A 25,465-nucleotide genomic window follows, 5' to 3' on the forward strand; every position below is an offset into this window, starting at 1 on the left:
TTGCCAGGAGGTGACGGCCACCGATTGTTTATGGATTTGCTGTGAGTATGCCATTGTAGGTTGCCCGCAGAGGATGGAAACCTGTCGATTTGTAGAGATTGGCCTCGAATCGGCGTCGCAGCGGCTCTCATGACCCCCGTAAGCTATCTTTAGTTGAGAGGTGCTCTTCGGTCTATCCTTGGTTCTGGAGTTGCAAAAATGGGTAAGTAATCGTGAACTGGGAAGCACTTGGCGCAATTGCGGAATTTGTTGGCGGAGTAGCAACAGTCGTGACGCTGGTTTACCTGGCCTTGCAGATTCGACAGAACACGCGGTCGGTACGAGCGGCAACCATTGCGAACTACAGGGAGGGTACAGCCGGTTATTCGAGAATGATTGCTGAAAATGCAGCCCTGGCTGACCTCACGCTTCGCGGCCATCAGGACCCGGAATCCCTGACGCCATGTGAATACCACAGATACACTAATGCAATGGTCGCGATGATCACGAATCTACAGGAAGCGGAGGAATATGAAGCCTCAGGAATACTCTCTGAAAGCCTGAAAACCTCCAGGAACATGCAAGTCGACTGGTTAGTCAGTCTTCCCGGGTTTCGAAAATGGTGGTTAGACTGGGGGGCGGCTTCGCCGCCAAAATTTGCACATCGCATTGAAGCGGCTATCGCAGCATCGGAAAGTCTCGCGGCGTCAGAGTCTGGGCCAGACAGTCTGGAATGACTGAAGTGTTGTGGAAGTTCACCCGGCACATACGCTCACACTGGATACTTACATGAGCTATTTTTGCTTCGAGGTGCGGTCGGGCGAGCACGCTTTCTCTTGAGAACGACCACATCCGGCCTCAAAGTGTCTATGCTGTTACCGTATTCACGCGCTGGAGGGCTATCTGATGCGCTACGGCGATATTAACTGGGATGCAGTGGGCTCAATTTCTGAGGCGTTGGGAGCGATCGGCGTTATAGTCACACTCATCTATCTGATCCGGCAGATCAAGCAGAATACCTCGGCTACAAGAAGCGCTGCCGCGGCGGCTTACAGCCAGGCCTCGATGACACTCTCCAAGACTTTGAGTGATAGCGTGGAAGCGAATTCGCACTTTTATACCTACCTGGATAATCCGGACCAGCTAACTCCAGAGGAAAGAAAACGGGCCCAGGCAATAGTTTCGTTGTACATACACACGATGGAACAGGCCTACGATCTGTACTGCGAAGGTGCTTTGACAGAGCGCAAATGGCAGTCGCGGTATAAACAGATTATCTGGATAGCTCAACGTCCTGGATTCGTTGAATACTGGCAGGAATATGGAGAAGTTTATGCCGATGATTTCTCGAATTACGTCAAGCGAGCAATTGAAGAGACTCACTGAAGCGTCAGCTTATAGGGGCGGTCAATCCCGATTGAGCACCGGCGCTTCTCAAGTCGTCCAGGGTGAGAGGAGGCACTGGACGAGTGCGTTGCTGTTGCCGATCTCTCAACTAATCGTCCTATGTAAAAAATCTGGTCTAGAATCCTTTGGTCGACCACTCGAGGCCAATGGACTTCTTTATGACAAAGCGTATCACGTCAGTTTTCTTCTGGTTTTTTCTGGGCAGCTGTCTGTTCGCAAGCATCGCGGCGTCTGCTGAAGACTTTGACGATGAGTACCAGGAGTTGATCGACGATTTCAGGAGTTCCCTGGACGACACCACTGCATTGCAGGAACAGGTCGAACGTGCGGATGCGTTGCATGACCGAATCCGGCAATACCGCCGGGACAAGCGGGGCGACTTGCCGAAGGAGGAGCTGGACCAGTTGCGCGACTTCGCGCGGGAGGTTCGCTCCTTCAAGTCGGTGGTCAAGGTGGTGGGCCAGCTGGGTAACTCAGCGGATATCAGCATCGAGGCCTTTGATACGGTCAATGCGCAACTGGAACTGGAGCCTGTGGTGCTTCAGCAATTTGAATCGGGGCTGGAACTGGTGCGGATCGATGTGGGCGGGTACGGCAGCCTGCTGTTTCGCAATCCAACCCCGACCACCTATACCGTCATATACAGCGCGGAAGGCGCCGAGCAATCGGGTGGGGTCGGCAGCGCCGACTGTGAGAGCTACTCGGTCCTTTCCGGGCTCTACAACTCACGGGATCGCGCGATCGACAATCTCGTGTTCTCTGTCCAGGCGAACAAGGTTGGAGTCAAAGCCTGTGACTGAGTGGCGGGATTCGGGATCTGTTCTCCAGGCTCAGGATTGAATCCCTTCAAGGCGCGATGGATATCCGGTAATTGACAAGCCAGCCGATTGCGCTACCATTCTTGCATATTACACATGTAAGGATAATACATTAATGTCGGTTCTCGGACTCAGCCCCTGGCACCTCTGGATCATTGCGGGCGTTCTGCTCATTACCGCGGAAATCTTTGTTTCCGGCTTCGTGATGGCCGGTCTCGGGTTCGGTGCGCTCTGTGCCGCACTCGGTCACTACCTGGGTGGTGAACTCGGTTGGGCGCTGCTGGGATATGCACTCGGAACCTTGGCTTTTTTTGTGGGCATTCGTCCCTTTGCCCTGCGAACCTTCATGAACCAGGAGCCTTCCCGTTTTGGCGTACGCGGGATGGTGGGCAAGCAGGTCACGGTGATGGATAGCCCGGATGTCGGGGGCGATTACTACACCATGTTCCGCGATTCCCGCTGGGCACTGGAAAGTGAAGATGACCTGATGGAGGGAGACCTCGCCGAGGTGGTGGGCGTCAAAACTTCGACTTTGATTGTAAAGCGTCTGCCACGCTAAGGAGGGCTCATGACGATTGCAGCAATGGTAATACTCGGATTCATAGTGGTGTTTGTGATGACACTGCTGGTCAAGGGCATTCGCATCGTCCCGGAGCAGTCGGTGATGATGATCGAACGGCTGGGACGCTACCACAAGACCCTGGAGCCCGGGCTCAACATCATCATCCCGGTGGTCGACCAGCCGCGCCAGATCCCCTGGCGGCGAACGGAGAAGGAAGCCGGTCAGAAGTTCTTTGTAGTGACAACGATCACCAATATGGACTTGCGGGAGCAGGTGTACGACTTTCCCTCCCAGTCGGTGATTACCCGGGACAATGTGGGTATCCAGGTGGATGCGGTGGTGTATTTCCAGATCACCATGGCACGCGATGCCGTTTACGAAATCGAGAACCTGCCCATTGCCCTGGAAACCCTCACCCAGACCACGCTGCGGAACGTGATCGGTGAGATGGACCTCGACGATACCCTGACCTCCCGGGAGAAGATCAACGCCAGCCTGGTGGAAACGATCGGCGCGGCGGCCCAGTCCTGGGGGATCAAGGTGAATCGGGTTGAGGTGCAGGACATCATTCCGCCGGCGGATGTGTTGTCCGCCATGGAACAGCAGATGAAAGCGGAACGTGAGCGCCGCGCCCGGGTGACGGAAGCCGAGGGTTTCAAGCGTGCGGAGGTCCTGCGAGCCGAAGGTGAGCGGGATGCCCGTATCGCTACCGCGGAGGGCGAGCAGCGAGCCTATGTGCTGGAGGCCGAGGGTGAAGCGGCTGCGATCGAACGTCTGGCCCAGGCCGAACAGCGCAAACTACAACTGGTGAAGGAAGTCATGCAGGAGGACTTTGCCGACTACCTGGTAGGTATCCGCTACATGGAAACCCTCGACCAGATGGCGAAGAACGAGAACGTGGTGTGGATGCCCCATAGCGCTACCGATCTTGCGTCCTTCATCGGCGGTTATCGCCATTTGCTGGAGAGCAACAAGGCGACTCCTGCAGTAGAGGGTGTTCGTGAGTAAGACCGTCTCTCATCCCGGCACCCTGCTGGAGTCCCTGATCCTCGAGCCGGGCGGCTGCTCGCAGTCGCAGCTTGCCCGGCAGCTGGGGTTCAACCAACCCCAGCCAGTCAACGAGCTGATCAAGGGCAAACGCAACATCACCCCCAAAATGGCGCTGCTGCTGGAGCGGGTGACCGACGGCGCCTACCCCGTGGAATTCTGGCTGCTGGCCCAGATGCAGTGGGACGTCGCCCAGGCCCGCGAATCGGTGTCGCCGTCGCGGGTGGCGCTTGTGCAGGCGCTGGAGCTGGGAGCAGCTACCTCGAAAGACGACGCTGTACGCTCTCTGCTCGAGTTGGCGCAGCAACTGGAGCCAGCGCACTAACCCTCCAAAGAAAACGGCCCCCGCAGGAGCCGTTGTTGTTCTCTTTACGGATTTGCTTACGGATGTGCTACATAGCCTTGGCGACTTCCGCCTTGCGAATCAGCTGGACCAGTTCCGCGCGGTAGCCATAGGGGTCGTCGCCGCGGTTGGCCTGGGCCAGGCCCAGGGCGTCGGCCCAGGTCCAGTCGCCGCTGTATTTTCCGCCGCGTAACAGTTCGGCGAAGCCCGCCACCGCGGTGGCGAAGCGGGCTTCACGCACTAGTCCTTCACTCTGCCGCGCATTGACTTCGATGGGCTGGGTGATGAGGCGTGATTCATCCTCGTCGGGCAGTTTGTAGCGCAGTTTGAGGAAACCGTACTCGCCGCTTTTACTACTGTCCGCTTCTGTAGCCCGGTAGCGAGAGGGCGCGAAGACGCCGCTATCACTGCCCACCGGAGTGATTTCGTAGATCGCCGTGACGCTGTGTCCGGCGCCGATGTCACCCGCGTCCACCGCGTCGTTGTTGAAGTCCTCTTCCTTCAGCAGGCGGGTTTCGTAGCCCAGCAGCCGGTATTCGCTGACCGTTGCCGGGTTGAATTCCACCTGGATTTTCACGTCCTTGGCAATCGGGAACAGGGCTGAAGTGGCTTCGTGCACCAGCACCTTCTGGGCTTCACCCAGGGTGTCGATGTAAGCGGCCACACCGTTACCGTTCTGGGCCAGGGTCTGCATCAGGGCGTCGTGATAGTTGCCCTGGCCAAACCCGAGTACGGACAGGAACACGCCGGACTCGCGCTTGCGCTCGACGAAGCCCTTGAGTTCCTCCCGATTGTTGATGCCGACATTGAAGTCGCCGTCGGTGGCCAGAATGATGCGGTTCACGCCGTCTTTCACGAGCTGTGACTCAGCCAGCTGGTAGGCGAGTTGGATGCCCGCCGCACCCGCGGTCGAGCCGCCGGCCTGCAGGCGGTTGAGGGCGTCGAGGATTTTCTGTTTCTCTTTGGCTGGCGTGGGCTCCAGCACGGTGCCCGCCGCGCCGGCATAAACTACGATGGAAACGGTGTCCTCCGGTTGCAGGCGGGACAGCAGCAAGCCCATGGACTGTTTGACCAGCGGCAGTTTGTCGGGGCTGTTCATGGAGCCGGACACATCCAGCAGGAATACCAGGTTGGAGCGTGGCTGCTCACCTTGTATTTCATAACCCTGGATGCCGATATGCACCAGCTTGTTACCCGGCTTCCAGGGTGCATCCATCAGGGTGACGTGCGTGTCGAAGGGCTGGTCGCTGCTGTGGGGGGCGGGGTAGTCGTAGGGGAAATAGTTGATCATTTCCTCTACCCGCACGGCAGCTTTCTGCGGCAGTACACCCTGGTTTAACTGGCGGCGAACGAAGCTGTAGGCGGCGGTGTCCACGTCGATGGAGAAGGTCGATACCGGGGCCTCGCTAACCCGTTTTACCGGGTTGGCCTCCACCGCTTCAAAGCGGTCGCGGCCGGTTTCCTGATAGCCCCGGGGTGGCATCGGGTCGATGCGTGCAGCCAGGGCGGGAACGGCAAAACCGTCGGCTTCGACACGCGCTGCGGCTGCCGCGGGGGCGGCCTGTAGCTTCCTCTCGGTTCTCGCCACCTGTGGGGGCGGTGCCGCGCTGGCTGCCTGTGCCGATGCCGACGCGTCGGCGTCCAATACCACGATGTGGGATTCGCTGGCCACACTGCCGAGTTCCTGCTCGGCCTGTACGGCACGCTCCTCCAACGCCACCTTGGGCGAGGAAGGTAGTGCGTCATCCCGGGTTTCACGGTACGGCGGCGTTTGCCCGGCAGGCTCCATTCCTGCCTGCCAGGGCATCTGCAGGGTGATAAAGACGCCCAGCACCAGTACGGCGGCACTGGCCAGGGCGCTGAAGGTCCAGCGTTTCACGGGTGAATCTGCGGTGATTGTATTCATGGCTTTTCTCCCAACCGGTTGATGGTCGGGAATGAGACGCGACATGGTGGCACTTCCTTGGGTCGCCGAATATGTTTTTTCCTGTTCTGCCTTGCCCTCTGCCTGTGCCTCGTCGAAAGCGGCCATGGCCGCCTTCAGAGCCTTGTCGCGAGCGGAGTCGTCATGCGCCGTATCCTGCCGGGCAAACAGTTGCTTGAGTTCGTCGTCGTTCATACCTCTACTCCCGGCTGCTGCTCGCGCTGCAGCCGTTTGCGGATTTCGTGCAGGCGCCAGGACACGGTGGATTCCTTCAATTCCAGCACGGCTGCCGCCTCGGCGTGGGTGAGCCCTTCGCCGTGGACCAGTACCAGGGTCTCGCAGTAGCCCTCACCCATCGCCTGTACCCGGGTCAGTACCTGCCGCAGCATGACTGCCGGCTCGGCGTTGCCTTCAACCGCGGAGTCCGCCAGTTCAGGATCGCCCGTGGCAGTTTGTTTGCGATGCCAGTCCAGGGCGCAGTTGATCACCAGGCGGTAAAGCCAGGTGCTGAAGGCCGACTGGAAGCGAAACTGGGGCAGCACCCTGGCCAGCTTGACGCAGGCCTGCTGGGTGACATCCTCGGCGTCGGCGCGCTGCCCACAGTACTTGAAGGCAAAGCGGTACATCAGCGCATAGTGGTCTTCCAGCAGGCGCGAAAATGCCTCCCGGTCGCCGCGCTGGGCGCGCTTGATGGTCTCTTGCTGCGAGCCTGTCCGCTTGTCTGTAAAGGTCTCTGCCATGGCCGGCTGTGCCTGGGGTTTGTGATAGGACGCGCCAGCAGGCGGATTCCTTGGGGCGCGGCGAAAATTTATTCCGCTTCGTCCTGCAGCTCCGGGGCCACCGGCATGAAGACACCGGTGTGGCGGGTCAGTACCTCTTCGGTTTCGGCCTCTACATCCAGAATTTTGTGGGGCCACCAGGTCAGGTTGGCGCCCACATAGCCATTGAGCACCACTGGAATCGAGAAGTAGCGGGTTTCGGTGGTATTACTGCGCACGTAGCTGCCTTCGCCCATCTCGTCCTCGTAGAGGTAGGAACGGGTCTCCCGGCGGTCCTTGCCGTAGTCGGCGGGGTTGGACTTCACTTCCACCCGCTCGCCCTCACGGTTCTTGGCGGTGAGGGTGGTGACACGGCGCAGGTCCTTGTCGATTTCCAGCTTGGCGAAGTGCATCCCCTGGGTTTCGTTCTGCAACAGCGACAGGGTGAGTTCGGGTTCTTTGTTCTCGGCGACATTGCGCGGGCAGCGGCCGGGGTCGAAGGCGAAGGTGGCGGTCATCACGCGATAACTGTCACCGCTGTCCTTGCCGGTGCCTTCCGTGGTTTTGAGGTCTTTCAATTCCCCCACCGCGCTGTGGCAGTACTGGCCGAGCAGATCGAAGGCGGGGCCCTCCGGCTCGCGGTGAAAGCTCAGTTGCAGGCCCTTGTCGGCCTGGTCCAATTGCAGGTAGATATCTTTCAGCGGCGCGCCGTGGGTATCGCAGTCGCGGCAGGGGTTGATGTTGAGGTCGTCCAGCGGGCTGGGGGTGAGGGCGGTGTCAAAGGCGCCCTGGTAGACGCCCAGGAAGGGTACCACCGCCTCGCGCTCGCGCTTGTTGAGCTTTTCACCGAGAGCCAGGGTGGGCAGGAGCAGGGTGAGCGCAGTGGCGCTGGCCAGAAGCCGGATTGTCATCGCTGGGTATTCCTTTGGCGTCAGGTCTTCACCCTATTAGGACTCCCGCCCTGCTGCAATGTTCAATGGCGCATGCTAAATGGAGCAGGGCGGGATGGGCGTTCAAGTCGCGCCCGCAGCGCCCAATCCGCGCAGCCTGGCGAGTACCGCCTCCCGGTGCCGGGAGTCGTCGTCCAGCCCGTCCCGCTCCAGGCGCCGGTCCAGCGGGTCGCCCTCCAGTCGGTCGATGGCTTCATTCATACCGGCTTCCGCGGCATCGTTGTCACTCACCGTGCCGCTGATGCTGGCCCGGGTGTCGCGCAGGGTAGCGAGGTGGCCGGCCACGGTGGCCTGGTAGCGTTCGATGGCCTGGCAGCCGCCTCGCGCCACTTCCGCGGAGAGTAACCGGACCTCGCGCTGGTGTTCCCGGATTTCTGCCAGCAGGCGGCGCAGGGTCAGTTCCTCGGTGTCGATGCGCCCGCACAGTACACTGTGGCGCCGACGCAGGGCTTCCCGGTGAGACTCGGTGCTGCTGATGTCCTGTGCTGCCAGTTGCAGCAAGGCCTCGTCCCGCTGCTCTGGTGCCACGGCGGACACCTGTTTTTCCCGCCGGGCGATGCGCTGGTCGCAGGCGCCTATCTCGCGCTCGAGGTCGTGGCGGGTGGCGATCATGCCCGCCAGGCAGTTGCGGCGTCGCTCCAGCAGGTGTTCGGCATCGACGATTTCCTGGCGGTAGATACGTATGGCGTTGGCGCCGGTAATACGCTCCGCGCTCTCCCGGGCGCCGGCCCGCAGCAGGGTGTTCAGTTTTCTGAATACGCTCATGGTTGCGGCCTCCTACTCACGGTCCATGTCGCGCAGGATCTTGCTGGTGCGCGCTTCGCTGATCCGGTTGTGGAGTCGTTCTGACTCGTGCCGGTCGCGAATGGTCTTGGACATGGTGATGGTGGCGTACACCAGGAACAGGGAACTGATCAGGAAGTAACCCTTTACGATCAGTTCCCCGGGCATCATGTAGATACCCAGCAGGGTGGACCCCACCGCGATGCCAAAAGACAGGCGGACAAAAATGTCCCAGGCCGAGGTGCTACCGCTGATTTCATATTGTTCCATGTCGAATCCCTCCTGTGGTTGTTTCGACGGGAGGGAGTATTGGCAGCGGCGCCGCCGGGGAGCAATTGCTGCAGGCGAAGCGCCGCGTGGCGCCACCGCAGGTAGCGGCAGGTGATACCCGGCGTCAGGTGGCGTCCTTGAGCAGCGGGGCAAAGCCCGTGTAGCGCCAGTCGCGCAGGGCCATGACCGCGGTGTAGCCGTGGCGATCAGTGAAGGGCAGGCCGGCGTCCTCGCGGTTGAGCTGGTCGAACTCCCGGGCCAGGCGTTCCAGCTTGCGCCGGAACTCGGAATTGGATTCCTCCGACAGCATACCGTTCAGCACTATAAGGCTGTGGTCCTGGCGGTCGAAGTTGGCGGCAAAAAAGTCCTTCTGGATGGTCTTGAGGAAGCGGGTCTGGATCGGGCCGCCCGGACGCCAGCCGAAGTTGGTGGCCACCAGCAGCTTGATGCGGTTGTTGGGTTGCAGTTCGATCAGCCGCAGGCGGTCGAGGCGGGCCAGCATCTGTACCAGTTGGTGTTCTTCAAAAACATAAAAGCGCAGAATGTCCTCGAAGCGCCAGTGGTTGAGCACGCACACGGTCACCACCAGCAGGGCGAGGTCGTCGGCAATCTCCCGTTCCTGTTCCACGCTCAGCCGCTGCAGGCGGTCGTGGCGCTGCTCCATCAGTTGCACCAGGGCGCTGATGTCCAGGGCGCAGAGGCTGCAGATGCGGTCGATCTCCGCCAGGGTAAACTCCTCGCGGGAGAATTTGCGCTTCACCGAGGACTCCGACAGCGCCAGTGCCGCTGCGACGCCGGCATAGGTGATCCCCGCGGACTTGAGGGCAGACTTGAGGGCCTCCACCAGTGCGGTAACCTGGGCCATAGTGTGATTCCCTGTGTGTTGGGTATCACGGGATAGTACCAGAGGTGGCGATTTCTGCTACAACATAGTATTCGGTAGCGACATGTGCGGCCTGCGCTTACTCTGGCGGGCATGAATGGATTCCCCCGGCGCTCTTCACAGAGCAGCGAACAGAGAGCACACAATGAGCAATAACAAGCGCGGATACCTGGCCTACCTGGCGGTAGTGTTCCTCAATGCCTTCGTCGACCTCGGTCACAAAATCGTGATCCAGAACGCGATTTTCAAGAGCTACGATGGCCAGCAACAGGTGATCCTGACCGCGATAGTGAACGGACTCATCCTGCTGCCTTTCATCCTGTTGTTTTCCCCCGCCGGGTTCCTCGCAGACCGCTTCGCCAAGCACCGCATTATCCGTCACGCCGCCCTGGTGGCGGTGGTGGCCACCGGGCTGATCACCTTCAGTTACTACCAGGGCTGGTTCTGGGCGGCCTTTGCCCTGACTTTCCTGCTGGCGGTACAGAGCGCCATCTACAGTCCGGCCAAGTACGGTTACATCAAGGAACTGGTGGGCGCCGGCAACCTCGCGTCCGCCAACGGTGCGGTCCAGGCCATTACCATCGCCGGTATCCTGCTGGGCACCTTTGTGTTCTCGATGTTGTTCGAGGCCCTGCTGCCGGCGGCGGGTACGAGTGACCCCGGTGAAACGATGCACTATGTGGCGTCCATCGGCTGGGTGCTCATGGCGCTTGCCCTGGTGGAGTGGCTGGCTACGGCCCTGTTGCCGGCGCGTAGGGCGGCCGCACCTGACACCGGTTTTCAAATTTCCCGTTACGCCCGGCTCGATTACCTGCGTCAGAATCTGCGTGTGTTGAATGAGCGCAGTGCCATCTGGCTGTCGATCATCGGTCTGGCCACCTTCTGGGCGATTTCCCAGGTGATGCTGGCGGCATTCCCGGCCTTTGCCAAGGAGGCGCTGGGGGAAACCAATACCGTGGTCATCCAGGGGATTCTGGCGTGTTCGGGGATTGGTATCGCGCTGGGTTCGATGCTGGCCGGTCGCGCTTCCCGGAACTACATCGAGACCGGCTTCATTCCGGTGGGCGCGCTGGGTATCGCCATCGGACTTTTCGTGTTGCCGGGGCTGGAGAGCGCGGTGACCATGGGGCTCACCTTCCTCCTGGTGGGGGTAATGGGCGGCCTGTTCATCGTACCGCTCAATGCCCTGATCCAGTTCCAGGCGCGCAAGGAACAGTTGGGTACCGTACTGGCGGGTAACAACTGGGTGCAGAACGTGGCCATGATGACGGCTCTCGTGCTGACGGTGGTATTCGCCACGGCGGGCATCGGCAGTGTCGGCCTGTTCTACCTGCTGACCGTGGTGGCGGTCATTGGCACCGGCTACACCGTGCGCAAGCTACCCCACTCCCTGGCCCGTATCCTGGTGATGTGGATTCTCAAGCGCCGTTACAAGGTGGCGGTGATCGGCTTCGACAACCTGCCCCAGTCCGGGGCCACCCTGCTGCTGGGTAACCACATTTCCTGGATTGACTGGGCCCTGGTGCAGATCGCCTGCCCCCGTCCCATTCGATTCGTGATGCTGCGCCGCATCTATGAAACCTGGTACCTGAAGCCCCTCCTCAAAGCGTTCGGCGTGGTGCCCATCGCCGCGGGCCAGAGCGAGGAGGCCCTTGCCACCATCAACAGCCTGCTCAAGGCCGGCGAGTGCGTGTGCCTGTTCCCGGAGGGGGCCATCAGCCGCAACGGCCATCTGGGCAAGTTCCACACCGGTTACCAGCGTACCCTGGACGGGGTGGAAGAGGGTGTGATCGTACCTTTCTACCTGCACGGCCTCTGGGGCAGCAGCCTGTCCCGGGCGGACGATGGTCTGCAACTCGCGCGCACACCGGATTTTCGCCGCGACCTGATCGTTGCCTTTGGCGAGCCCCTGCCACTGCAGACCGGCGCCAAGGAACTCAAACAGGAAGTGATGGATCTCTCGGTCACCGCCTGGCAGGCCTACAGCGAAAGCCTGGACCCCGTTGCCCTGGCCTGGTTGCGCACTGCCCGGCGCCGTCCGTCCGAGCAGGCTATCGCCGACACATCCGGCGAGCGCCTGACGGAAGCCGAGCTGTTTGCCCGGGTGCGGGTGGTTGCCGCTCGCCTGGGCGGCGCTTCGTCGAGCGTTGTCGGCATCCTGTTGCCGCCGGGAACGGAGGCGGCCATTGTCGTGCTGGCGGCGCTCTGGCGTGGTCATACCGTGGTGCCGCTGCCGCTGTCCGGAGAGGCAACAGCGCTGGCGCAACAGGCCGGTGTGCAGCGGGTTGTTACCCGGCGCGATACCCTGGCAGGGCTGTCGGAACAGGGGTTGTCGGAAGAGGGCTTCGAGGATGCTGCCGCCTTCGGTCAGAATGCTGTCCACTACATCGAAGAGCTGCTGTCCGGTGTGTCCCCCTGGCAGAAGTTGCTCGGTACATTGCAGCTGCGCCTGTTGCCCTCGCGGTTGATCTACCGTCTTGGCGGCGGTCGCCAGCACGGGGAAGCTGCCGCAGCCCTGCTGTTCGATAAAGGTGAGGCCCTGCCGCTCTCCCATCGCAATATCCTGGTGAACAGTAAACAGCTGTCGGATGTGTTCAATACGCGCGTGGAAGACGTGGTGGCCAGTGCGCTCCCCCTGGACACCCCCACCGGCTTCACGCTGGGCCTGCTGATGCCACTCACCGAGGGCATCCCGCTCCTGTGCCATGCCCCGGCAGAGGATGTGACCGGCCTAGCCCACGGTGTGGCCCGGGCCAATGCCACCTTGCTGGTGGCCCGCGCGGGACAAGTGGATGCGCTGGCTGCCGAGACAGCGGTCCATCCCCTGATGCTGGAGTCTCTGCGCCGGGTTGCCTGTACTGAAGGTGAACTGGACACCGCGGAGCGGGAACGGTTTGAACTCCGCTTTGGCTGCCGTGTCTTCACCGGTTTCGGTGGCGCCTGGTGTACTGCCGTTGCCACCCTGAATATTCCCGACGCGGTCGATCTCAAGGACTGGAAAGTCCAGCAGGGGAATCTCTCGGGCAGCGTGGGGATGCCGCTGCCCGGCACCCGCCTGCGAGTTGTGGATGCGGTCAGCGGCCAGGACCTGCCCCTGGGTAGCCCGGGGGAACTCCATGTTGGTGGCCCCCAGGTGGCCAGCCGGGAGGGGAGTGCGGGTGCGTGGATCGCGACCGGCTGCCAGGCCCGGCTCAACGAAGAGGGGTTTCTGCTGCTGGCTACCTGACCGGCGAGCGGATACAGCGTCTGCGAATCAACTGGCCATCCACTCCGGGAAAGGCAGCTTGTGCCGCATCAGGAACTCGGGATTGAACAGTTTGCTGTGGTAACGGCTGCCGGCGTCGCACAGGATCGTGATAATGGTGTGCCCCGGCCCGAGCTCTTTGGCCATGGCAATGGCGCCCGCGATATTGATGCCCGAGGAACCGCCCACCGAGATGCCTTCGTGTTTCAGCAGGTCGAATACACAGGGCAGGGCGGTGTCGTCGTCTACCTGGCAGCTGAAATCGACCTCCACGCCGTCGAGGTTGCCGGGTACGAAGGAAACGCCGATGCCCTCGGTAATGGAATTGCCCTCGGCCTGCAGCGCGCCGCCGTTGAAGTGACTGTAGAGTGCGGAGCCCATCGGGTCCGCCAGGCCGATCTTCACCGCCGGCTTGCGCTCGCGCAGGGCGTCCGCCACCCCCGCCAGGGTGCCGCCGGTACCCACGGCACAGATGAAGCCGTCCACCTTGCCCCCGGTCTGCTCCCAGATTTCCGGGCCGGTGGTGTCGTAGTGAATCTGGCGGTTGGCGGGGTTACCGAACTGGCGGGCCCAGGCGGCGCCATTGGGTTCGGAGTGGGCGCGCCCCTCGGCAACGCTTTGGGCGGTATGGATGTAGTGCTGGTGGCTGCTGTAGGGCGCGTTCGGTACCAGGATCAGGTCGGCGCCCAGCATCTCCAGCTGGTCGATCTTCTCCTGGCTGGCGGTCTGGGGCATCACGATGACCGACTGGTAGCCGAGGGCATTGGCGACCAGGGTCAGGCCGATGCCCGTATTGCCCGCGGTGCCCTCCACGATCACACCGCCGGGGCGCAGTTCCCCGGCCGCCTCCGCGGCGCGGATGATGCCCAGCGCGGTGCGGTCCTTGACCGAGCCACCCGGATTCATGAACTCCGCCTTGCCGTAAATGTGACAGCCAGTGAGTTCCGATGCCTCCCGCAGGTGGATCAGTGGAGTGTTGCCGATGAGATCGAGAATGCCGGGTTGGCGGGTCATGGGCGCTCTCCTTTTTATTGTTGGAGCCTCCCCTGATAATGGCACTCCCTGGCCGCCTTGCCCACCTGTGTTTGCTCGCTGTGGCCCGATTCCTGTTTTTGCGACGATTCTGCATCCTCCTCACTATACTGAGACAGGTGACCTGATAACTGAAAATAGTGGTCGCGGCGCGGGGGCCGAAATGGGAGCACCCGGCGACCCTCAAGGGTACGGGACGGGCAATTGGCACTACTTCGCTTCGCTGAATTCGAATACGACCCGGAAACCAGGGAGCTGCGCAGGCAGGGCCGGCGCGTGGTGATCCAGGAGATGCCGCTGCGGGCGCTGGAGATCTTTCTCGAGCACCCTGGTGAGCTGGTTACCCGCGACACCTTCTATCACGCCCTGTGGCCCGAAGACGCCAGCGGGCTCCTCGACGACAACCTCAACACCACCCTGCGCAAGCTGCGCCAGGCCCTGGACGATTCCGCCAACCACCCGCGCTTTGTCGAAACCGTGCCGCGGCACGGTTACCGCTTTGTGTCGGCGGTCCAGGGGCGGCTGGTGCCACCCGAGGAGGCCGTGGAGGCGGATGCCCCGCTCCCGGAGCCTGTGGCACCGAGACAGCCAGAGCCGGTTCCATCGCGGTCCGGCGGCCGTTTACCGGGATGGTCGGCTGCCCTCCTGCTGGCGCTGCTGCTGGCCGCGCTGCTGTTCGGGGGGTGGTTGTGGCGCCCGGGCGTATTCAGTGAGTGGTGGCCGGGTGGCAGTGTGTCCCACAGTGCCCGGGTTACAGGCCATACCCTGGCCGTACTTCCCTTTGCCAACGCCAGTGGCGATGCCCGTGACGACTATTTCTGCGCCGGCCTCGCCGAGGAGGTCATGTTCCGCCTGGGTAGGGTACGGGAGATCCAGATGGTGTCCCGTGCCTCCGCCGCCGCGGTACAGGGGGCGGGTCTGGGGGCCCGGGAGATTGGGCGCCTGCTCAATGCCGACACCCTGGTGGAGGGCAGCGTGCGACGCTCGGGTGAGCGCCTGCGGATCAGTGTGCGCCTGGTGGACGCCGCCACCGGGCTGCAACTCTGGTCGGAAAGCTACGACCGCTCCGAGGGCGATGTGTTCGCGGTTCAGGAAGAGATTGCGGGTGCGATTACCCGCACCCTGGTGGGGCGCATGGTGACGCCTCCGGGGGAGGTGAGTGCGCCCGCCCAGGCGCCGCCGGACCCCCGCGCCTACGACAACTACCTGCAGGGGCGCTTTTACTGGCACAAGCGAACCCGGGACGACCTGGCTCGCGCTGTTAGCTTCCTGCTGCTGGCGACCTCCCAGGCGCCGGATTACGCGCCGGCCTGGGCCGGGCTCGCGGATGCCTATGCCGTCGAGGGCTTCTACGACTACCGCCGCCCGACAGAGGCGTTTCCGCTGGCGCGGGAAGCGGCACAGCAGGCCCTGGTACTCGACCCTGCCAACGCCTCGGCCCACGCCACCCTGGGTTATGTCTCGCTCTATTTCGACTGGAACCTGGCGCAGGGAGAGGCGCATTTCCAGCGCGCACTTGCGCTGCGTTCGGTGCACGCCAAGACCCATCAGTGGTACGCCAACCTGTTGACGGCGGCAGGCCGCTTCGAGGAGGCCGAGCGCGAGATGCGTCGTGCCCGGCAACTCGACCCTCTCTCGCTTATTGCCAATGCCGTCCTGGGCTGGGTGTGGTATTTCGAGGGGCGCTACGCGCAGGCGCTGGAGCAATTGGCATTGACCCGGGAACTGGCACCCGACTTCGCCCTGGCCCTGTTGTGGCAGGGCTGGACCCTGGAGGCGGAGGGGCGTCCGGACGAGGCGGTCGTTGTCTTGCGAGAGGCAGACCGTCTGTCGGCGGCCGGAGGCATTTTCCGCGCTTCACTGGCCCGGACGCTGGCGCTGTCGGGACAGCGTGACGAGGCGCAGAGCCTGCTCACCGGGCTCGTTCGCTCCGGGGACTACCTGCCCTCCTATGAAGTCGCCAAGGCCTGGCTGGCGCTGGGGGAGCGGGACAAGGCCTATAGCTGGCTGCGGCGCGCGTTGGCGGAGCGCTCACACTCCATGGTGTTTCTCGGTATCGACCCCCAGTGGCAGGCCGCGCGGGATGACGCAGCCTACAAAAGCATCCTGGCGGAGGTGAATAGCGGGGTGCAGGCCGAGTAAAGTGGCCCCTCCGTGCCTGTAGGATTGGACAGGTACCCATCCAGCCAGCCCTGCGTTACTCTGCGGGTGGGAAAAAATCCAGGGGGCCTACAAAGGCCGCCGATAATAACGACAAGGGGCCCAAGCCGGGCCCTGTACAACGCCAGAAGGTATCTGCAATGCACGTTTTCCAGACTACCCCCGAAATGGACTCTCTAACGGGTCTGCACACTCGTTCGCGCCTGGGAGCGCTGGCCCTGTCCGCCCTGTTGGGGCTGACTGCCGGCTGTACCCAGGAACCATCCGACCCGCCTTCGGAGTCCTCCGTCACGGGTACTCCCGCCAGCTCCGTCGCGGAGCCGCCACAGGCGGCGGTGGACGGTGCCCGGATTCGCGCTGCCGATACCGAGCCGCAGAACTGGATGAGCCACGGCCGCACCTACGACGAGCAGCGTTTCAGCCCACTGGACGGGATCACAGCGGATAACGTCCGGAGCCTTGGCCTCGACTGGTATTTCGACCTGCCCGACGAGCGCGGCATCGAGGCCACCCCGATCGTGGTCGATGGCGTGATGTATGTCACCGGCGCCTGGAGCAAGGTGTTTGCCCTGGACGCGGCCAGCGGCAAACTGCTGTGGTCCTACGACCCCGAGGTGCCGCCTAGCTGGGCGGTCAATACCTGCTGTGACGTGGTCAACCGCGGGGTCGCTGTATGGAAGGGGCGGGTCTACTTCGGCACCATCGATGGCCGCCTGGTGGCCCTGGAGGCGAGCGACGGCAGCCGGGTGTGGGAGGTGCAGACCACGCCCAGGGACCGGCCCTACTCGATTACCGGTGCACCGCGGATCGTCAAGGGCAAGGTGATGATCGGCAATGGCGGTGCCGAACTGGGCGTGCGCGGCTTTGTGTCTGCCTACAGCGCGGATGGCGGCGAGTTGCTGTGGCGCTTTTACACGGTGCCCGGTGACCCCGCCCAGCCGCTGGAGAACCCGGCGCTGGAGCAGGCCCTGCCGACCTGGAAAGGCGGCGAATGGTGGAAGATCGGCGGTGGCGGCACGGTCTGGGACTCCATGGCCTACGACCCGGAGCTCGACCTGCTCTACATTGGTGTGGGTAACGGCTCTCCCTGGAACCGCGCTATCCGCAGCCCCGGAGGCGGTGACAACCTCTACCTCTCATCCATTGTCGCCCTGCGCCCGGATACCGGTGAATACGTCTGGCACTACCAGACCACCCCGGGGGAGAGCTGGGACTACACTGCCACCCAGCACATGATCCTGGCGAACATCGAGCTCGACGGTGAAACCCGCAAAGTCATCATGCAGGCGCCCAAGAATGGCTTCTTCTACGTGCTGGACCGGGCCACGGGCAAGCTGCTTTCCGCCGAACCCTACACTCAGGTGACCTGGGCGAGCGGGGTGGACCTGGCGACCGGCCGGCCGGTGGAGAATCCCGAGGCTCGCTACGAGAACGGCACCGCGGCCGTGGTATATCCCCACCCCCTGGGTGGCCATAACTGGCATCCGATGAGTTACAACCCCGAAGCCGGCCTGGTGTATATCCCGGCTCAGGAAATCCCCCTGCTGTACTCTTCCGAGACGGATTTCACCTACCGCAAACTGGGCTGGAACACTGGCGTTGAGACCGACAAGGCCGGGATGCCGGACGACGCCGAAATGCGCGACCAGCTCATGGCCCTGGTAAAAGGGCACATTAGTGCCTGGGATCCGGTGGCGGGTAAAGAGCGCTGGCGCATACAGCACGCCAATATCTGGAACGGTGGCATGCTGAGTACCGCGGGTAACCTGTTGTTCCAGGGCAATGCGGAAGCCGAATTCGTGGCCTATCGGGCCGACTCCGGCGAGGAGCTCTGGTCAATGGATGCCCAGACCGGGATCGCGGCCGCGCCGATGACCTATGCCGTGAACGGAGAGCAGTACGTGGCGGTGGCCGCGGGCTGGGGGGGCGCATTTGCCCTGACGGCGGGGGATGCTGCCACCCGCAGCAAGGGCGCGGTGTCTCACCCACGGGTGCTGGTTTTCAAGCTGGGCGGTAGTGCCGTCCTGCCCCAGGCGGAGGTCGCAGACAGTAAAACGGTGGCTCCACGCGAGTTCGCCTACGACGCCGACAAGGTGGCGGAAGGCTACAGCCTGTATATGGACTACTGCTACGTGTGCCATGGCGACCGCGCGGTGTCCGGCAGTTCTGTTCCCGACCTGCGGTACATGAGCGCCGAGACCCGGGAACAGTTCCTGCCCATCGTGCTCGGTGGTCTGCGTCATGAGAAGGGGATGGTGGGGTTCCTCGAGATTCTCGACGAGGACGACGCTATGGCCATCTTCAACTACCTCGAGAAGCGCGCTGAGGATGTCGCCGAGGGCCGGGATCAGTAAGTTGGCTTCAGGGAGCCAGCGCTAGCGCTGGCTCTCGATCCACTCGTCCACCACCTCTTCGAGAATGGCAATGGCCAGCGAACCGTTGCCCACCACCACGTCGTGGAAGGCGCGCAGGTCGAAGCGCTCACCCAGGGCGGCTTCAGCCTTGTCACGCAGTGCCTGGATTCGCAGTTCGCCGATCTTGTAGGACAGGGCCTGGGCCGGCCAGGTGATGTAGCGGTCTACCTCCGCGGTGACCTCGGCTTCGGTCATCGCCGAGTTGGACAGCAGATAGTCGATGGCCTCCTGGCGGGTCCAGCCGAAGGCGTGCAGGCCGGTGTCGACCACCAGCCGGTTGGCGCGCCACATCTCGTAGGTCAGGCGGCCGAAGTCGCTGTAGGGGTCCTGGTAGAAGCCAGCCTCCTTGCCCAGGCTTTCCGAATAGAGCCCCCAGCCTTCCCCGTAGGCCGAGTGATACAGCGAACGGCGGAAGGCGGGCAGGTCCAGTTCCAGTGCCAGCGCGGTCTGGTGGTGGTGGCCGGGTACCGCCTCGTGGAGGGTGAGCGCCTCGAGATTGTAGAGCGGCTGGCTCTGGTAGCCCTCGGCGTTGATGAAGTAGACGCCGGGGGTGCGCCCGTCCGCCGTACCACTGGCATAGAAGGCGCCCCGTCCCACGGACTGGCGAATGGTGTAGGGCATGCGCGGCAGCTGGCCGAAGTAGGTCGGCATCAGGCCATCCATGCGCTTGGCGATAAAGGCCAGTTTTTCCAGCAGGTCCTGGGGGCTGTCGGCATAGAACTTCGGGTCATCGCGCAGGCTGTTCAGGAAGTCCTGGAACGAGCCTTCGAATTCCAGCCTGTCGATAATGGCCTGCATCTCACCGCGAATACGTTTGGTTTCCTTAAGGCCGATCTCGTGGATGGCCCTGGGGCTGAGGTCCGTGGTGGTGAAATAGCCGATGAGGAACTGGTAGTACTCGTCACCCCCCTTGACGCTGGTGATGCCTTCCCGCTGGCGGCAGGCGGGCATGTATTCATTGCGGAAAAAGGTTTCGAAGGCCTGGTAGGCGGGAATGACGTCCTCGGCGATGGCTTCCAGCGCCTCGTTGCTCAGGCGCTTGCGCTGTTTTTCGGGGATGTTGCCGGGAAAGCGCGTGAAGGGCTCGAAGAAGGCGCTGTTGGCGGGGTCTTCCACGATGTAGCGGCTGATGGTCTGATCATACTCGCCGAAGGAGCCGCAGAACTGGGTGTAGCCGGTGGCGATGCCCTCCCGCAGCGCCGCGATCTGTTCCCCGTTGTAGCGGGGGTAGTCGTGGAAGCTGACGATGAGTTTTTCATAATCCTGCACGCTGCCAAAGGCCATGTTGGCCGGGGCGTCGGCAAAATACATGTGGAAGCCGAACAGGGCGGTAATGGGAAAGACATGGTCGTGCTGGGTGTAGCTGGCCCGCTCGGTCTCCCGCTCGTAGCGGAACAGCTTGTAGCTGATACGCTCCTGCCCCTGCAGGGCGTCGCCGTCGATGGCGTCGAGTCGTTTGAGTACTTCCTCGTTAAAGGCCTGGCGTCGGGCCCGGGCTTCGGTGTCCATTTCCGGCAGAATACCGTCCGGGCGGAAGGCATCAGGGTCGGTGCGAAAGAAAATCTTTTCCTTTTCGGCCCGGGCCCAGTGGTCGGCCAGCAGTTGTTCGAAGTCTGCGCTGGCGTCGGCCTGCGCCGTCAGTGGGGCCAGTGCCAGGGCCGTCTGTACAACTGCGGCAGCGATATATTTCTTCATGATGTTGCGATACCTGTCAGGGGGCGTTGCGCGGTGACAATCCGGCCTATTGGCCGGGTGTTGGGGGAAAGTCCTGCAGCAGGGCCTGGGAGACCTCCGAGGCAATGCGGTTTTTGTCCTTCTGGGTCAGGGAGTCCTTCAGCTTGCCCTCGGCGATTCCCCGCCAGACGATCTTGCTGCTGCGAGTGTCGATGACATCCAGCACCACCGTGCCCTCCTGGTAGTGCTTGACGCTGGGCCCGCTGCTGTAACCAATACTGACGCCCGCGCCGTAGGTGCCGACACCCATTCCGCCGTGCACCCCCTGGGGATACCCGCTGAAGCTGTCGATGCGCATCTGGTCCTGCTTGGAGATACTGTAGTTCACCAGGAAGTCGGGCTGGCCTGTAGTGCCTTCGCTAAACCCCCGCCGCCGCAGTTCGCGGTCGACATAAGTGCGCACTCGCTTGTCGGAGCTGTTGTACTGGCGGTAGTCCGCCATTTCCGAAGGGTGGACGTCGTCGTACCAGCGGTAGCTGTGCAGGCCGGCAAAATCAAAGCTGTCGCTGAAGTCGATGTCGTAACTGGGTTTGCTGGCGCAGCCGGCCAGCAGCAGAAGAAAGCCGAGCACGGCGGGTCGGTACAGCGGGAGCATGGGCACATTCCGGTCTGGTCTGGGCCTGCAAGGATACACACCCTCCGGGGAGAGTGTAAGGAAGCTGCCTGGTCGGCTTGTGCCGATTGCGCATTCTGCTAGTCTCGTGCGGCCCGACCTGGCGGCGGTAATAGTCGCGTGGCGAGAGGGGGAGCAGGAAGAGGTGAGAGTAACAAGAGGTGGTAGCGGGCAGTGAGTGAGACAGGACCGGACGCAACCTGGGTATTCGGCTACGGGTCGCTGATCTACAAGGTCGACTTCCCCTACCTGCGCCGCGAGGTGGCGAGCATCGAGGGCTGGGAGCGGCGCTTCTGGCAGGGCTCCCACGACCACCGCGGCACACCGGAGCAGCCCGGCCGGGTGGTAACTCTGACGGCCTCTCCTGGCGCCCTGTGCCGGGGGGTGGCCTACCGGGTGGAGGAGAGCGTGTTCGTGCACCTGGACCACCGGGAGAAGAACGGCTATGTGCGCGCCCCGGTACAGATCACCCTGGCAGGCAGCGACGAGGTAGTGGCCGGCGTGGTGTACTACGCGGCGCCCGATAATCCCGCGTTTCTCGGTGCGGCGCCAATGTCGGACATGGCGCGCCACATTGCCGGCAGCACCGGGCCCAGCGGCAGCAACCGGGACTACCTGTGCCAGTTGGTGTCAGCCCTCGAGGGGCTCGAGGCCTACGACGAACACGTGTTCGAACTGAATGCCATGGTGGCTGCCCTTGGCGGCCCCGATGATCCGTCAGCCGGGGCTTGAGGCCGCCGTGGTAAACAGTCGCCTGATCATCATCGCCCTGGTGGCCGTGGCCACCATGTCGGCGGCGCCGGTACTGATCAGTGCCACCACCGCCAACGAGGTCACCATCGGCTTCACCCGCCTGGCCATCGCCACCCTGGTGTTTACGCCGATGGTGTTGTGGCAGGGCCGATTGTGGCGCTTGGCTCCGCGGCAGTGGCGGCAGTTGGTGGTGATCGGACTGGTGTTTGCGGTGCATTGGCTGAGTTACTTTGCCAGCATCAAATTGTCGACCCCCTCCATCGCCGCCCTGACGATCACGACCTACGGCGTGCAATACATGCTGCTGGCCTGGTTCTTCAACGGTGAGCGGGTAGCGGCGGTGGAGTGGATTGCCATCGCCTGTTGTTTTGCCGGCTGCCTGGTGGTGTCCCCGGCACTGTCCTTCGACAATGCCACCAGCAAGGGGATCGCCGTGGGCCTGTTCAGTGCCCTGTTGTATGCGGTCCTGCCCCTGCTGCACCAGCGGGCGGAGGGCGTGCGCACGGCGGACCGCACCTGGGGCCAGTTCTTCTTTGCCCTGCTGTTTTTCCTGCCCCTGTGGCCCCTGTCCAGCTGGGAGCTGCAGACCGCGGACGTCTACCAGTTGCTGACCCTGGCGCTGCTCTGTACGGTCATCTCCCACGGCCTGTGGGTCAAGAGCAGTACCGAGCTGCCGGCCATTTACTCGAGCATGATCTACTACCTCTACCTGCCGCTGTCGATGCTCGAAAGTGTGCTCTTCCTGGGGGAGTCACTGACGCCGCAGAAAATACTCGGGGCGGCGCTGGTGGTGGGGTCGAGCCTCGCTCTGTCGCTGTACCGTTTCCGGCGCGCGCAGCTGGGGAAAGGGGAAAGCTAGACCGCGGGTGCTGGATCAGGTTGCAGCGGCGTCGAAAATACACTGACCACCCCGCCAGGTGATGCGCACCTGGTTGGCGTCGAGTCGGGTCCTGACCTGTGCCCAGGGCGCCTTCAGCAGGCACAGGTCGGCGGGGGCACCGACCTGCAGGTGGCGCAAGCCGAGGCCCGGTGACTGCGGGGGGCTGAGGAACAGTGCCAGAGCCTGTTCGGGGGTGAGTGCCTCTGACGCTCCGATGATTCTCCCCTGTAAGGTCCTGCGGCTCACCGCCGCGCGCATCAGGCGCCAGGGGTCGGCGTCTCCGAAGGGTGTGTCGCTGCCGCCAGCGAGGGGTACGCCGGCCTCCAGGAAAGCGGCGGCCCGGTACAGCCAGGGCTGGTCCTCGGCCTCCACCTCGTCGAGGTAGTGGTCGCCTCGCTCCTCGATAAAGTGAGGCTGGGTGACCACCCGCAGGTTGAGACGGCGGATCTCCTCCAGCTGCTCGGGAGGGCAGACCGAGGCGTGCTCGATGCGGTCGCCGCTCACGGTTCCGGCAGCGTCCAGCGCGGCCAGGGCAAACACCAGTTCGGTACGGGTCACGCAGTGGATGGCGACCGCCCGCTCCCGGGCGTGCGCCGCGGCGATGTCGTCGCACAGGCGGTCCAGCTCCGGCAATTGCGATTCCAGCAGGTGTACCTTGAGCTCTCCGCGCTGCAGGCCCTCGGTGTCATGGCAAAGCGCGATGTCCGGGCCGCCCATCATTCTCACTCGCTGGCCCAGTTCCCCGCGGTCCTGGGCGGCGGCGAACAGCCGCCACTCTTCGAGTCCATTAGCCGGGGTGGTATCGGTGATGCCGGTAATGCCGTAGCGGGCAAGTTGGCAGCTGGCCCGGGCCAGGTCGGGGAGCTTGCGGGGTACCCGGGCGCGCAGCCAGGCATCGCCTTCGTAGAGGCGGCCGGTAAACTGTTCCCCGCTGCGTTCCAGGCCGGGCGGTAGTTCGCCCTGGGCCTGGTCCTGGTTGAGGGCCTGGTCCAGGTTCAGGGCCTCCAGCGCGCAGCTGTTGAGCACCCAGAGGCGGCCACCGCGGTGCTGTACGCGAACAGGGCGGTCCGGAATGTAACGGTCCAGCCAGTGGCGGTCGATGTCACCGGCCACGCTGGCGTGATAGGCGATGCCGCGCAACCATCCTGCGTCGGGCTGCCCGTTGGCGTCGCGCAGGCATCCCGCGAGCTGTTCCTCTGTTTGCACAGCCGGGGGGCCGCAGTGTACCGAGTCCAGCGCGGCGGCGTAGGCCATCAGGTGCAGGTGGTGGTCGTGCAGACCCGGCAGCAGGGTGGCGCCGTTGCCCTCGATCCAGCGGTGCGCGGGGTCGCTGACAGGCAGGTCGCTGCCATGGCGGGGCCGGATGTCGGTAATGTGGCCGTTCTCGAGACGCACCGTGACCCTGTCGTCGTGACCGTACAGGCAGACGTTGTGAATCAGCGTGATGATGGTTGTCCCCTGTTCACTGTTGTTTCGGCCTCGGATCGCCAGAGTCGATAGCGGCTGCGGTAGTTGTGGTCAGCCGGTGCCGTGGCCACTATGCAGTGGCGTACGGTTCGCTCCAGCGACAGGTCCAGCAGGTGGCCGCCGCCCCCCAGCCAGCTGGCCCAGCCGGCGAGCGCCGCGTGCAGGCCGGTGAGCGGGTCGGCGATGGCGTCCCCGAACACCCGCCATTGGCCGTGCACCTGGTGGCCAATGGCTGACAGTCCGGCGGCTATAGCGGCGTCGTCTCCGTAGGCAATCCAGTTGGCTTGTGGTTCCTGACGTCCGTAACCGGTGATGCTGACCCAGCTCAGGCCCGGATGCGTTTGCAGCAGGTCTTCCGCTACCAAACCCATCTGCCGCAGGGCCCGGGGCCTTGAGGCCTCCAGGACGATATCGGCGCCGGCGATCAGCTCCCTGAGTTCTGCCTGTCCACTGGGCAAGTGCAGGTCGAGGCTGACGCAGCGCTTGCCCGAATTCAGTTGTTCAAAAAATGCGGGGGAGCCGCTGCGGGCGCCGTCAGGGCGATGGGCGCCCTCGACCTTGATGACCTCGGCTCCCGCAGCGAGCCACAGGCGGCTGCACAGGGGGCCGGCCCAGAGTGAGCTCAGATCGATCACCCGCGGGCGGCGGTCGCGGCGGTCGGCGGTCAGCGGGCTGTGAAGTGTTGTGGGCTCGAACCAGGGGGTTTCCCGGGAGGGGATGACCGTGGCGTCGGCGAGCGCGAGTCCGAGCAGGCGGCCCTGCTCCAGCAAGGCGCTGGTCTGGCGCTTCGCCACCTGCTCAGCCAGTTGCTCCCAGTTACTTGCCTCGTTCCCTTCAAGCCAGGCCGGCATCAGTTCCCAGTCGCTGTCGCGGGCGAGATTCACGCCGATTACGCCGTCGGCAGTCGGTAACAGGCGGCAGTGGGCTTCGCCTTCGCGTCGGCTGGCATCCAGGGTGTGGCGTTCGTCCAGCAGGCGGGCACCCGACAGTGCAGGCAATACGTCGACACCGCTCAGCGACCGATACGCCTGTAATACGTCGTTGGCACAGGAGGCCAGGGGAACAGGCAGGTCCAGCCCCGGCCGGTCACCGGTAGCCTGCAGATTCTCATGGGGTTCGCTCTCGTCAGCCGCTGGCGCTATCCGGTCGACACCGATGTCCTGCAAGAGTTTGCAGCCATAGGGCGGCAGGGTCGCGTAAAGCGGCCAGTCAGGGGGTAGCAGGGTCGACCTCGTGCTGATCGGGCTTCTCCTCGGTGCCAGGGGCCTCCACTATGGCGCAAACAGGGTGTCGGCGTCACTTCGGGCTCCCGGGCGCCACTGTCGCAGGCGTGTGCCTGTCCACCCGGGCGGATACACCTGCTCCCGCCGTTGGCACCGGTTTCACAGCGCTGCGCCTGCCGGCGCTTCCCCGGCAGTGTAAACCACCACTTCAAGTGATCTCC

The 25,465-nt window shown here is 63.3% G+C and carries 22 protein-coding genes; 11 read left to right on the forward strand and 11 right to left on the reverse strand.

Annotated elements, in window-relative coordinates:
• Positions 1 to 212: 212 nt before the first annotated feature.
• The 6 genes from FV139_RS11285 to FV139_RS11310 all read left to right on the forward strand — a co-directional run bounded on the left by FV139_RS11285 (position 213) and on the right by FV139_RS11310 (position 4,138).
• Positions 213 to 716: a hypothetical protein gene (locus tag FV139_RS11285; protein ID WP_148068517.1), complete on the forward strand. Its 504-nt coding sequence runs from the start codon at positions 213 to 215 to the stop codon at positions 714 to 716.
• A gap of 169 nt (positions 717 to 885) precedes the next feature.
• Positions 886 to 1,365, forward strand: a complete 480-nt coding sequence (locus FV139_RS11290) for a hypothetical protein (protein WP_148068518.1) — start codon at positions 886 to 888, stop codon at positions 1,363 to 1,365.
• A 179-nt stretch (positions 1,366 to 1,544) separates the two neighbouring features.
• Positions 1,545 to 2,186: a hypothetical protein gene (locus FV139_RS11295; protein ID WP_148068519.1), complete on the forward strand. Its 642-nt coding sequence runs from the start codon at positions 1,545 to 1,547 to the stop codon at positions 2,184 to 2,186.
• Positions 2,187 to 2,319: 133 nt separating this feature from the next.
• A complete protein-coding gene (locus FV139_RS11300) occupies positions 2,320 to 2,763 on the forward strand; it encodes an NfeD family protein (RefSeq protein ID WP_148068520.1) in 444 nt (147 codons plus the stop codon).
• A gap of 9 nt (positions 2,764 to 2,772) precedes the next feature.
• A complete protein-coding gene (locus FV139_RS11305) occupies positions 2,773 to 3,774 on the forward strand; it encodes an SPFH domain-containing protein (RefSeq protein WP_148068521.1) in 1,002 nt (333 codons plus the stop codon).
• Positions 3,767 to 4,138, forward strand: a complete 372-nt coding sequence (locus FV139_RS11310; protein WP_187276492.1) for a HigA family addiction module antitoxin — start codon at positions 3,767 to 3,769, stop codon at positions 4,136 to 4,138. Before FV139_RS11305 ends, FV139_RS11310 begins: the two co-directional genes overlap by 8 nt.
• A 67-nt stretch (positions 4,139 to 4,205) precedes the next feature.
• Here the strand turns inward: FV139_RS11310 and FV139_RS11315 are convergent, their stop codons facing one another.
• The 6 genes from FV139_RS11315 to FV139_RS11340 form a co-directional block, all read right to left on the reverse strand.
• Positions 4,206 to 6,275, reverse strand: coding sequence for a vWA domain-containing protein (locus FV139_RS11315; protein WP_148068523.1), 2,070 nt, complete (start codon positions 6,273 to 6,275; stop codon positions 4,206 to 4,208).
• Entirely contained in the window at positions 6,272 to 6,820 is a 549-nt protein-coding gene (locus tag FV139_RS11320) for an RNA polymerase sigma factor (RefSeq protein ID WP_148068524.1), read from the reverse strand. The genes FV139_RS11315 and FV139_RS11320 overlap by 4 nt, the downstream gene beginning before the upstream one ends.
• A gap of 68 nt (positions 6,821 to 6,888) precedes the next feature.
• On the reverse strand, positions 6,889 to 7,749 hold the full coding sequence (locus FV139_RS11325; RefSeq protein WP_148068525.1) for a hypothetical protein: 861 nt from the start codon (positions 7,747 to 7,749) through the stop codon (positions 6,889 to 6,891).
• Between the two features lie 102 nt (positions 7,750 to 7,851).
• A complete protein-coding gene (locus FV139_RS11330; protein WP_148068526.1) occupies positions 7,852 to 8,553 on the reverse strand; it encodes a PspA/IM30 family protein in 702 nt (233 codons plus the stop codon).
• Positions 8,554 to 8,565: 12 nt separating this feature from the next.
• Positions 8,566 to 8,841 carry a YiaA/YiaB family inner membrane protein gene (locus FV139_RS11335; RefSeq protein ID WP_148068527.1) on the reverse strand — a complete coding sequence of 92 codons (276 nt, stop codon included), beginning with the start codon at positions 8,839 to 8,841 and terminating at the stop codon, positions 8,566 to 8,568.
• A 124-nt stretch (positions 8,842 to 8,965) separates the two neighbouring features.
• Positions 8,966 to 9,706, reverse strand: a complete 741-nt coding sequence (locus FV139_RS11340) for an XRE family transcriptional regulator (RefSeq protein ID WP_148068528.1) — start codon at positions 9,704 to 9,706, stop codon at positions 8,966 to 8,968.
• A gap of 163 nt (positions 9,707 to 9,869) precedes the next feature.
• On the opposite strand from FV139_RS11340, the gene FV139_RS11345 reads away from it, so the two are divergent.
• On the forward strand, positions 9,870 to 12,950 hold the full coding sequence (locus FV139_RS11345) for an MFS transporter (protein ID WP_187276493.1): 3,081 nt from the start codon (positions 9,870 to 9,872) through the stop codon (positions 12,948 to 12,950).
• Between the two features lie 27 nt (positions 12,951 to 12,977).
• On the opposite strand, the gene FV139_RS11350 is transcribed toward FV139_RS11345, so the two are convergent.
• Entirely contained in the window at positions 12,978 to 13,982 is a 1,005-nt protein-coding gene (locus FV139_RS11350) for a cysteine synthase A (protein WP_148068530.1), read from the reverse strand.
• Between the two features lie 222 nt (positions 13,983 to 14,204).
• Between FV139_RS11350 and FV139_RS11355 the strand changes: the two genes are divergently transcribed.
• Together FV139_RS11355 and FV139_RS11360 are read left to right on the forward strand one after the other, a co-directional pair.
• Entirely contained in the window at positions 14,205 to 16,142 is a 1,938-nt protein-coding gene (locus FV139_RS11355; protein ID WP_148068531.1) for a winged helix-turn-helix domain-containing tetratricopeptide repeat protein, read from the forward strand.
• 158 nt (positions 16,143 to 16,300) lie between these two features.
• A complete protein-coding gene (locus FV139_RS11360; protein ID WP_235898628.1) occupies positions 16,301 to 18,514 on the forward strand; it encodes a PQQ-dependent dehydrogenase, methanol/ethanol family in 2,214 nt (737 codons plus the stop codon).
• Between the two features lie 21 nt (positions 18,515 to 18,535).
• Here FV139_RS11360 and FV139_RS11365 read toward each other — a convergent pair whose 3' ends face one another.
• Together FV139_RS11365 and FV139_RS11370 are read right to left on the reverse strand one after the other, a co-directional pair.
• Positions 18,536 to 20,269 (reverse strand): DUF885 domain-containing protein, encoded by a 1,734-nt coding sequence (locus FV139_RS11365; RefSeq protein WP_148068532.1) that lies wholly within the window; start codon positions 20,267 to 20,269, stop codon positions 18,536 to 18,538.
• A gap of 46 nt (positions 20,270 to 20,315) precedes the next feature.
• Complete coding sequence (locus FV139_RS11370; protein WP_148068533.1) at positions 20,316 to 20,903, reverse strand: DUF4136 domain-containing protein; 588 nt, start codon at positions 20,901 to 20,903, stop codon at positions 20,316 to 20,318.
• A 192-nt stretch (positions 20,904 to 21,095) separates the two neighbouring features.
• Between FV139_RS11370 and FV139_RS11375 the strand changes: the two genes are divergently transcribed.
• A complete protein-coding gene (locus FV139_RS11375; RefSeq protein ID WP_148068534.1) occupies positions 21,096 to 21,653 on the forward strand; it encodes a gamma-glutamylcyclotransferase in 558 nt (185 codons plus the stop codon).
• The gene (locus FV139_RS11380; protein WP_187276494.1) at positions 21,631 to 22,533 is read left to right on the forward strand and encodes a DMT family transporter; all 903 of its coding nucleotides are present in this window, start codon (positions 21,631 to 21,633) and stop codon (positions 22,531 to 22,533) included. Before FV139_RS11375 ends, FV139_RS11380 begins: the two co-directional genes overlap by 23 nt.
• Before the next feature lie 15 nt (positions 22,534 to 22,548).
• On the opposite strand, the gene FV139_RS11385 is transcribed toward FV139_RS11380, so the two are convergent.
• Complete coding sequence (locus FV139_RS11385) at positions 22,549 to 23,949, reverse strand: amidohydrolase family protein (RefSeq protein ID WP_187276495.1); 1,401 nt, start codon at positions 23,947 to 23,949, stop codon at positions 22,549 to 22,551.
• Positions 23,950 to 23,990: 41 nt separating this feature from the next.
• Positions 23,991 to 25,187, reverse strand: coding sequence for a CoA transferase (locus FV139_RS11390; RefSeq protein ID WP_148068537.1), 1,197 nt, complete (start codon positions 25,185 to 25,187; stop codon positions 23,991 to 23,993).
• Positions 25,188 to 25,465: the final 278 nt, after the last annotated feature.

This window comes from Parahaliea maris (assembly GCF_008064665.1).
Classification (GTDB): domain Bacteria; phylum Pseudomonadota; class Gammaproteobacteria; order Pseudomonadales; family Halieaceae; genus Parahaliea; species Parahaliea maris.

What these genes read in the sequence shown, in the direction of transcription:
- FV139_RS11315 (WP_148068523.1), bottom strand. Translation starts at nt 6,275, where the DNA reads ATGAACGACGACGAACTCAAGCAACTGTTTGCCCGGCAGGATACGGCG.
- FV139_RS11335 (WP_148068527.1), bottom strand. Translation starts at nt 8,841, where the DNA reads ATGGAACAATATGAAATCAGCGGTAGCACCTCGGCCTGGGACATTTTT.
- FV139_RS11295 (WP_148068519.1), top strand. Translation starts at nt 1,545, where the DNA reads ATGACAAAGCGTATCACGTCAGTTTTCTTCTGGTTTTTTCTGGGCAGC.
- FV139_RS11290 (WP_148068518.1), top strand. Translation starts at nt 886, where the DNA reads ATGCGCTACGGCGATATTAACTGGGATGCAGTGGGCTCAATTTCTGAG.
- FV139_RS11345 (WP_187276493.1), top strand. Translation starts at nt 9,870, where the DNA reads ATGAGCAATAACAAGCGCGGATACCTGGCCTACCTGGCGGTAGTGTTC.
- FV139_RS11320 (WP_148068524.1), bottom strand. Translation starts at nt 6,820, where the DNA reads ATGGCAGAGACCTTTACAGACAAGCGGACAGGCTCGCAGCAAGAGACC.
- FV139_RS11380 (WP_187276494.1), top strand. Translation starts at nt 21,631, where the DNA reads ATGATCCGTCAGCCGGGGCTTGAGGCCGCCGTGGTAAACAGTCGCCTG.
- FV139_RS11370 (WP_148068533.1), bottom strand. Translation starts at nt 20,903, where the DNA reads ATGCTCCCGCTGTACCGACCCGCCGTGCTCGGCTTTCTTCTGCTGCTG.
- FV139_RS11365 (WP_148068532.1), bottom strand. Translation starts at nt 20,269, where the DNA reads ATGAAGAAATATATCGCTGCCGCAGTTGTACAGACGGCCCTGGCACTG.
- FV139_RS11330 (WP_148068526.1), bottom strand. Translation starts at nt 8,553, where the DNA reads ATGAGCGTATTCAGAAAACTGAACACCCTGCTGCGGGCCGGCGCCCGG.
- FV139_RS11300 (WP_148068520.1), top strand. Translation starts at nt 2,320, where the DNA reads ATGTCGGTTCTCGGACTCAGCCCCTGGCACCTCTGGATCATTGCGGGC.
- FV139_RS11350 (WP_148068530.1), bottom strand. Translation starts at nt 13,982, where the DNA reads ATGACCCGCCAACCCGGCATTCTCGATCTCATCGGCAACACTCCACTG.
- FV139_RS11305 (WP_148068521.1), top strand. Translation starts at nt 2,773, where the DNA reads ATGACGATTGCAGCAATGGTAATACTCGGATTCATAGTGGTGTTTGTG.
- FV139_RS11360 (WP_235898628.1), top strand. Translation starts at nt 16,301, where the DNA reads ATGCACGTTTTCCAGACTACCCCCGAAATGGACTCTCTAACGGGTCTG.
- FV139_RS11325 (WP_148068525.1), bottom strand. Translation starts at nt 7,749, where the DNA reads ATGACAATCCGGCTTCTGGCCAGCGCCACTGCGCTCACCCTGCTCCTG.
- FV139_RS11340 (WP_148068528.1), bottom strand. Translation starts at nt 9,706, where the DNA reads ATGGCCCAGGTTACCGCACTGGTGGAGGCCCTCAAGTCTGCCCTCAAG.